The sequence below is a fragment of the Salinibacter sp. genome (assembly GCF_036626415.1).
GTDB lineage: Bacteria > Bacteroidota > Rhodothermia > Rhodothermales > Salinibacteraceae > Salinibacter.
Map to the genome: position 1 here is coordinate 37,482 of NZ_JAZKRW010000008.1, position 7,129 is coordinate 44,610.

9 protein-coding genes are annotated in these 7,129 nt (G+C 68.0%); 2 read left to right on the forward strand and 7 right to left on the reverse strand.

All coding sequences use genetic code 11. The annotated features are described in order from the left end of the window. Window positions 1-40: 40 nt before the first annotated feature. The 5 genes from fliF to V5A20_RS02260 form a co-directional block, all read right to left on the reverse strand. A complete protein-coding gene (gene fliF / locus V5A20_RS02240; protein WP_332316042.1) occupies window positions 41-1,636 on the reverse strand; it encodes a flagellar basal-body MS-ring/collar protein FliF in 1,596 nt (531 codons plus the stop codon). Window positions 1,637-1,732: 96 nt separating this feature from the next. Next, on the reverse strand, window positions 1,733-2,050 hold the full coding sequence (fliE, locus tag V5A20_RS02245) for a flagellar hook-basal body complex protein FliE (protein ID WP_332316043.1): 318 nt from the start codon (window positions 2,048-2,050) through the stop codon (window positions 1,733-1,735). Window positions 2,051-2,143: 93 nt separating this feature from the next. Beyond that, a complete protein-coding gene (locus tag V5A20_RS02250; protein ID WP_332316044.1) occupies window positions 2,144-2,464 on the reverse strand; it encodes a hypothetical protein in 321 nt (106 codons plus the stop codon). Window positions 2,465-2,517: 53 nt separating this feature from the next. Continuing rightward, window positions 2,518-3,018 carry a flagellar basal body rod protein FlgC gene (locus V5A20_RS02255; RefSeq protein ID WP_332316045.1) on the reverse strand — a complete coding sequence of 167 codons (501 nt, stop codon included), beginning with the start codon at window positions 3,016-3,018 and terminating at the stop codon, window positions 2,518-2,520. A gap of 53 nt (window positions 3,019-3,071) precedes the next feature. Next, complete coding sequence (locus V5A20_RS02260; protein WP_332316046.1) at window positions 3,072-3,410, reverse strand: flagellar basal body rod protein FlgB; 339 nt, start codon at window positions 3,408-3,410, stop codon at window positions 3,072-3,074. A 305-nt stretch (window positions 3,411-3,715) separates the two neighbouring features. Here V5A20_RS02260 and V5A20_RS02265 point away from each other — a divergent pair, with 305 nt between their 5' ends. Both V5A20_RS02265 and V5A20_RS02270 read left to right on the forward strand, forming a co-directional pair. Then, a complete protein-coding gene (locus V5A20_RS02265) occupies window positions 3,716-4,468 on the forward strand; it encodes a sensor histidine kinase (RefSeq protein ID WP_332316047.1) in 753 nt (250 codons plus the stop codon). Window positions 4,469-4,570: 102 nt separating this feature from the next. Then, window positions 4,571-6,097 (forward strand): sigma-54-dependent transcriptional regulator, encoded by a 1,527-nt coding sequence (locus V5A20_RS02270; RefSeq protein ID WP_332326629.1) that lies wholly within the window; start codon window positions 4,571-4,573, stop codon window positions 6,095-6,097. A gap of 54 nt (window positions 6,098-6,151) precedes the next feature. Here the strand turns inward: V5A20_RS02270 and V5A20_RS02275 are convergent, their stop codons facing one another. Continuing rightward, window positions 6,152-6,511 (reverse strand): hypothetical protein, encoded by a 360-nt coding sequence (locus V5A20_RS02275; protein WP_332316049.1) that lies wholly within the window; start codon window positions 6,509-6,511, stop codon window positions 6,152-6,154. Between the two features lie 123 nt (window positions 6,512-6,634). Then, on the reverse strand, window positions 6,635-7,051 hold the full coding sequence (locus tag V5A20_RS02280) for a flagellar protein FliT (RefSeq protein ID WP_332316050.1): 417 nt from the start codon (window positions 7,049-7,051) through the stop codon (window positions 6,635-6,637). Between the last annotated feature and the right edge of the window lie 78 nt (window positions 7,052-7,129).

A 7,129-nucleotide genomic window follows, 5' to 3' on the forward strand; every position in this document is an offset into this window, starting at 1 on the left:
CTGGGTGCAAGCGTCGAGCGACAGGGCCCCGGCCAGGCCCCTACACGGTCTGGTCCTCCACGAGCCAGGACCGGATCATGTCGGCAGTCTGCTCGGGATTCTCCTCGACCTGGTCCTGGATTTCTTCGAACATCTCGCTCCGCGCCTCCAGGCGGGCCTTGGCCTCGTCGGACAGCTTGTTTGTGTACATGTCGTCTTTCACCAGGGCCTCGTCGTTCTCCGTCTCCCCTTCGAGGGCGGCCGGCTCCTCCGCGCCCTCGCCCCCCGACTCCGGCGTCCGGCCCTCCACCTGCCGGGACTCGGACGCCTGAAGCGGCGTGGGCTGCGCCTCGGACGTCGCAGTAAGGGCCTGGATGAGCGAGCGCGCCACCCAGACGGCCGCCCCGAGCGCCAAAAGAATGAGCCCGTAGCGCAGGTACAACTGCGTCGAGGTCCCGCCGCCCGTGCCCCCATCCTCGGCGACGGGACCAGCTGTCGTATTGAGGCGCGTCTGCTGGATTGTGAACTGATCGCCCCGCTCCGGGTCGAACCCAACGGCATTTTTGACGAGGGACTCGATCTTGTTTATCTCCTCCTCCTCGCGCGGCTCGTACGTGGTCTCTCCGTCCGGCCCCGTGGTCCGCTTCTGGTCGACGACCACCGACACGCTCAGCCGATTCACGTCCCCCACGCTCTCCTCCAAGCGCTCCTGGGTCCGGCTCACTTCATAGTTCCGCACGACCGAGTTCGAGTTGCCCGCCTCGTCGCCCCCGCCCTCCTCCTGCATGCGCTCCTCGCTGACAACGGTCGCACTCTCCGGGTCCACAAGGTCCTTCTCCGTGACCGTGCGGTCGAAGTTGAGGTCGGCCGACACCCGAACGACCGAATTCTGCGGCCCCACGACCTTCCGGAGCATCGACTCTCCCTGCTCCACAAGCTGCTTCTCCACCGACCGCTGCATGTCGATCTGCGTGGAGGTCATCTGCACGTTTTCGTCCGCGGCGTTCGGCTCGGACAGCATGGTGCCCGCCTGGTCAATCACCTTCACCTGGGAGGGGCTCAGCTTCTCCACCGCCCCCGCCACCAGCTGCGTCACGCCCTGCACCTGGGCCTGCGACAACGAGCCGCCCGCGAGGGCGAGGACGACCGAGGCGCTCGCCTCCACCTGCTGGGCCTGAAACGGGTCGTCCTCCGGCTCCACGAGGTGCACCCGGGCGCTCTCCACCTGCCCGATGCTGGAGACCGTCCGGGCCAGCTCCCCCTCCAGCGCCCGCTTGCTGTTGAGCTTCTGCATGAAGTCGGTCATCCCGAGCGAGCCCTGGTCGAACAGCTCGTACCCGGTCTGCCCGTCGTCGATGGTGCCGTCCGAGCTGAACTGGAGGCGCAGCTCGTGCATCGAGGCGCGGGGGACGTAGACCGCCGATCCCTGATTGCGGAGCTCGTAGGAGACGCCCTCCTCCTTCAATCGGCTGACCACCTGGTTGGCGTCCCCGGGGTCGAGGTCGCCGAAGAGGAGCGCGTAGTCGGGCTGGCTCGACCAGTAGGCCGTGCCGACGAGCAGCCCGAGCGTGCCGACGGCCAGCAGCCCGAGCCCCACCTGCTGCCCCGTGGAGAGCCGTCCCAAGAATTGCTGCAAGCGCGCGAAGAACGTCTGCATTCGAGGATGAGAACACCACTAGCGCAACGTGAATCCCCCCAGCTGTTCGTCTCGGCGTCGGGGCAACGGCCCCAGGGCCGGACGGAAGGGCCCCGATTAGATTTGCGTCTGCATCAGCTTCTGGTAGGCCTCGAGGCCCCGGCTGCGCACCTCGTTCATAAGCTCAAACTGAAGGCGGGCCTGGTTCATCGAGATCATGACGTCGTGCAGGTCCTTCTCCTCCCCCGCCACGAAGGCGCTCACCTTTTCGTTGGCCACGTCCTGCGCCTCGTCGACGCCCTCGACCGCGTTCTCGAGCGTGTCGCCGAAGCTGGGGCCGTCGGTCGCCTCCTCCAGGTCGGGAAGGTCGCCGCCCCCCTCGTCCGTCTGCTGGAGGGCCGCCTGTCGAAAGTTTTGGAGCTGTGACGCCTTCATGGCCGTTGAACGTCTGTCGTCGAATGGAGGACTGTCGGGGTCCTAAAAAATCAGCGCGAGCGTCTTGAACTCGGCCCGGGGCCGCGGGGGCTGTTACCCCGTCACGTCCAGGTTGCCGCCCACAGCGTTCGGATTCACTGTCTGGGCCCCTCGCCCCCGCCCGTACAGCCGCATCGACAGCTCCGGGTCCTCCGGAAAGTTTTCCGAGATGGCCTCGCGCTCCTGCGTGGTGAGCGTGTCGTCGGAGGCGTCTTGTGCCTCCGACGGGCCTGTGGCCTGCTGCGTCTCGGAAGATTTCTCGGGACTCGAGGCAGATTTTTCTGGGCTTGAGGCCGCACCGGACGACTCCTGGGACGGATTGACGCCCTGTGTGTAGGCGGCGCGGCCGGCCGCGGAGGAACCAATTGTGTTCATGAGGGGCGAGACGACGCGTGCAAGAGAACGAAGCGAGGAGGAAGCACGGGGGCCTAAATCTCGAAGGTGCGCTGGGCCATGCTCTTGGTGGCCTCTACCGCCGAGAGGTTGGCCTCATAGACCCGGTTGGCGGACGTCATTCGGGCCATCTCCTGCGCCACGTTCACGTCCGGGTAGTGGACGTACCCCTCCTCGTCGGCGTGCGGGTGCGAGGGGTCGTATTCCAGGCGCTCCTTCTCCACCTCCTCAATGTTCGTCTCGGGCCCCAGATGTTCGGGCCCGCGCCCCGGCGGGAGCGCCCCTCCAGGGAGGTGGCGCGCGTCGGTGCTGCGCAGCTCCGTCTGTGGGTTGAGGCCGCTCCGGTTCAGGCGGGCGTAGTTCGCGTCGTCGACCTCCTGCACGGCCCGCTTGATGCGGAACGGGTCTCCGTCTTCGGTCCGCGAGGTGGAGGCGTTGGCGAGGTTCTCCGTGGCGGCGCCCAGCTTGCGGCGCTGGGCCTCCAGCCCGCGCGCAGCGGTCTTCATGGCGGGCAGGAACTGGTTTCCAATGGGCATGGGACAGGGATCGGCTCTGGGTGAAACGAGACGCGAGCATGCGGGCACGGCGGCTACCGCGCGCTTCCGGTGATGCCCATTCGCATGAGGTCGAAGTGCTCGGTGAGCGCCCGGGAGGCCAGCCGCGTGCGCATCTGCGTGTCCGTCAGCGCCATGAGCTCGTCCTCCAGCACGGGCGGCCCGTCTTCGACCTCCATGTTGGCCTCCACCTCCGACTGCTCGCGGAGGCTCCCCGAGTGGCGGCGGGCCTGCTGCAGCTTCTCCTCGAAGGACACCGACATCCGGTTGTAGCCGGGCGTGTCGACGTTCGCAAGGTTGCTGGACGCGGCCCGCCGGCGCTGGGTGTAGGCCGACATCGCGTTGCGCAAGAGGCGGACGTTGGTGGTTTCCATGGCCCCGTGGGTCCTGTGAAGAAAGCGCGTCGGGCCTACAATCCTATCAATCACTGTGCCACGATCACGGCCCGGCCCGCAGCTCCTCCTGCCCTCGATCTGCCGTCGTGGTAAAATGGAAGACGGCCGGGCCGAAACTGGGAAATATTTACACCGAACGGCGGAGCCGCGCCCCCATCCCTCCCCCACAGACGCGCGCTGCGGTCCGGTTGGCGGCGTTGCAGGGACGGGCGGCCGGGGTCGGCGTATGGTTTGCAGCCACGGTGGCCGCCGCATTGGCTCTCCTCATCGCCCCCTTTCTGCGCATGTCTCCCGACGCGTCTTCCGAGCGTGCCCCGGTCCCGACCCTGGAGGTCCCGTCTCTCCCGAGCGAGACGGAGCACGCCGACGGGGCCGGGCCGCTGGCCCCGGCCGGTGGGCAGCACGACGCCCTGAAGCACCTGACGTCGGTGCTCACCCGCCACCTCGCCCCCCTCACCAACACGATTGCCCGCCACGCAGACGGCCTGGTGGACGCCCCCGACCCGCAGCGCCGGCGCGAAAGCGCCCTGGACGTGCTGGCGGCCTCCAGTCGCATCGACGACCTGCTGGCGGCGCTGCGCCACTACAGCCGCCCCACCGAGGCGTCCCCGCACCCCGTGCCCGTGCCCGAGGTGGTGGCCGACACGGTGGCCCTGCTCGACGACGCGGCCCAGGCTCGAGTCCGGACGAAGGTGGAGCCCGAAGCGGACGGCCGCATCGACGCGGACCCGGCACTGCTCCACCAGGCCCTCCTCAACCTGCTGACGAACGCCCTGGACGCGACCACCGCCCCCGAGACCGTGCTCCTGCGGGTGGCCCGCTCCACGCCCCAGGTCGCGTTCGAGGTGTGGAACGACGGGGAGATTGCGCTCGACGACCCCTCCGCGGTCTTCCAGCCGTTCTATTCCACCCGCCCCCAGCACCTCGGGCTCGGACTGCCCATCGCGGCGGACATCGCCGAGCAGCACGGCGGGGCGCTCCGCCTGTCCACCAACAGCACCGCGGACGGCGGGACCTGCTTCACCCTGCAGGTCTGAGCGGTCGCTGCCTGCTCCGTCCCTCCCCAACGGCGCGCCGCCCTCCGACGGCGCGCGGCCCCCTGCTGCACCGGATCCCCCTCACCCACCGACCTGATAAGCATGGAAACGAAATCGCCTACGCCCTGCACGACCTCCTCTCCTCACATTCTGGCCGTCGACGACGAGGTGATGCTCCACGACGTCTTCGAGCGCCTCTTCCCGCGGGAGGGCATCGCGGTGACGGCCTGCTCCAGCGGCACGGAGGCGATGGAGCAGCTCAAGGACACCGCCTTCGACCTCGTGCTGGCCACCCACCAGATGCCGGGCCCCGACGGGATGGAGCTCCTGGACCACATCCAGGAACAGCACCCACAGGTCCAGGTCATTTTGCTCTCGGACCAGGACAACGCGCAGAATGCCGTGCGGGCCATGCAGCGGGGCGCGGTGGACTACATCCCGAAGCCCTTCTCCACCGACGAGCTGGTGGACCGCGTGAAGGCCCTCCTGGAGGAGCCGGAGCCGGCTTCCCAGCCGACGGCCGACACGCCGAATGGAGACTCCCTCCCGGACGCGGCGGACATTGCGGCCTCCGACGGGGCCCCCGCCGGCAAGGACGGCGCTCCCGTGTTGTCGTCGTCCGCGTCCCTCGCCTCGGACGATCCCGACTCGTCCCGGTTCGTGGGGCAGCACGAGAGCATCCAGCACCTAAAGACGATGGTGCCGCGGGTTGCGCAGAGCGAAGCGCCCGTCTTCATCCACGGCGAGAGCGGAACGGGGAAGGAGATTCTCTCCCAGCTCATTCACGACCAGAGCGCCCGGGCCGACGAGCCCTACGTGCCCATCAACTGCGCCGCCCTGCCGAGCGACCTGGTGGAGAGCCACCTGTTCGGCCACGTGGAGGGCGCCTTCACCGGCGCGGTGGACGACATGGAGGGGGCCTTCGAACAGGCCGACGGGGGGACGCTGCTCCTCGACGAGATCACGGAGATTGACTGCGGCGTCCAGGCGAAGCTGCTGCGCGTGCTGCAGGAGCAGGAGTTTCAGAAGGTGGGCGCCTCGAAGAAGAAAGAGGTGGACGTTCGCATCGTGGCCACGAGCAACCGCGACCTCAAAGAAGCTGTGGAGGACGGGGCGTTTCGGGAAGACCTGTACCACCGCCTGGCCGTCTTCCCCCTGCACGTGCCGCCGCTCCGCGGGCGCCTGTCCGACATTCCCCTGCTGGCCCGGCACTTCGTGCAGAAGTACGCGGACCAATACGGGCTGCCGGAAAAGGCCCTATCGCCCGGGTTGCTGAAACACTTTCAGACGCACGACTGGCCCGGCAACGTGCGGGAGCTCGAAAACATGATCCATCGGGGCGTGGTGATGGCCACCGACGCGGACACCATCACGAAAGAGCACGTGCTGAACAATTCGTTCGTCAAGGACACGGCCGGGGCACCGGATGGCAGTGCGTCTGCCACGCTCACGGACCTTTTGGACGGGGAGGATCCCCCGACGATTGCCGAGATGGAGCGCAAGCTGATCCTCCGCACCCTCTCCGAAGAGGACGTGAGCCAGAAGCGCGCCGCCGAGCAGCTCGGGGTGAGCGCGCGCACGATTCGCAACAAGCTGCAGGAGTACCGGGACGAAGGCTTTTCGATCTAGCGTCGAAAGGCCTGTTGGCCGGTCAAGCCAAAAGCGTGTGGGACGCGGGCTGCACTAGCCGAAGAGCTCCGTGAGGGTCGACGCCACCTCCTCGGTCACGTCCGGCTCGGTAAACCGCCCGTTCTCCACCTGCTCCTGGAGCTCCGTGCGCCGCTCCTCCGAGAGCGACGCCTCCTCGGTCAGGGCCTGGCGGCCCCGCTCCACGAGGGCCACGTCTTCGCCGCTAAGCTGCTCCTGGGCGGCGCGGGCCGCGTCGGAGATTTCAACCTGATCGGTGCCGGCGGCGTCGGTCGTCTCGCCCGTCTCCTCCGGCGTCGACCCCTCCGTGTTTGCGGCCTGCTGCGCCTCACTGACGTCGTCGTTGCGCGCCGAGTTCGGCTGCACCGGCCCCGTCGATGGGTTTTGAATGGTCATGGGCGTAGGCGCTGCTTGTGTGAAAGGTGTGCTGGGGCCCCGTGCCTCAGGATGCCGCAACTCTGGTACGGATTATCGGGCTAAGCGGGGCACTTTTAAATGAAGAAAAGATTAAGGGATCTGTCAACCGCTGAGTTCGGGGGGCAGAACCCCATCGTGGCCGCCCCCGTCGGCCGGGGACGCGGCGTGGTCGTCGTACGAGTCGTTCGCGTGCTGCAACTGCTGGAGCTGTCCGAGCTCCGCCTCGATCGCGTCCCCGCGTTCGCGGAGCCGGGCCAGCAGCGTCTCGTGCTGGTCGGCCAGGGCCGCGCGCTTCTGCCGAAGCGTGCGGTCGGGCACGCCCGTCTCGCTTGATCCTGCTTCCGTGGACGACGACACGTCGCCGTCTGTTTCGTCGGGGGCCGGCGCGAGTCGATCGATGATCCGCGCCCGCCGCTCGAGCAGGTCCGACACGCGCGTCCAGTCGTCGGCCTCCATCGCCCCGGCCACGCGCTCGCCGAGGCGGAGGAGGGCATCGAGACGTTCAAGGGACACAGCCATTCGCTCAGAACGGTGCTGTGACAGAGAGGGGCGCAGCGACGCCGGCTAGAAGAGGCGCTGGCTGATGGACTGCTGCTG

Coding starts and splice junctions, on each gene's coding strand:
- fliF (WP_332316042.1), bottom strand. CDS start 1,636: ATGCAGACGTTCTTCGCGCGCTTGCAGCAATTCTTGGGACGGCTCTCC.
- fliE (WP_332316043.1), bottom strand. CDS start 2,050: ATGAAGGCGTCACAGCTCCAAAACTTTCGACAGGCGGCCCTCCAGCAG.
- V5A20_RS02250 (WP_332316044.1), bottom strand. CDS start 2,464: ATGAACACAATTGGTTCCTCCGCGGCCGGCCGCGCCGCCTACACACAG.
- V5A20_RS02255 (WP_332316045.1), bottom strand. CDS start 3,018: ATGCCCATTGGAAACCAGTTCCTGCCCGCCATGAAGACCGCTGCGCGC.
- V5A20_RS02260 (WP_332316046.1), bottom strand. CDS start 3,410: ATGGAAACCACCAACGTCCGCCTCTTGCGCAACGCGATGTCGGCCTAC.
- V5A20_RS02265 (WP_332316047.1), top strand. CDS start 3,716: ATGTCTCCCGACGCGTCTTCCGAGCGTGCCCCGGTCCCGACCCTGGAG.
- V5A20_RS02270 (WP_332326629.1), top strand. CDS start 4,571: ATGGAAACGAAATCGCCTACGCCCTGCACGACCTCCTCTCCTCACATT.
- V5A20_RS02275 (WP_332316049.1), bottom strand. CDS start 6,511: ATGACCATTCAAAACCCATCGACGGGGCCGGTGCAGCCGAACTCGGCG.
- V5A20_RS02280 (WP_332316050.1), bottom strand. CDS start 7,051: ATGGCTGTGTCCCTTGAACGTCTCGATGCCCTCCTCCGCCTCGGCGAG.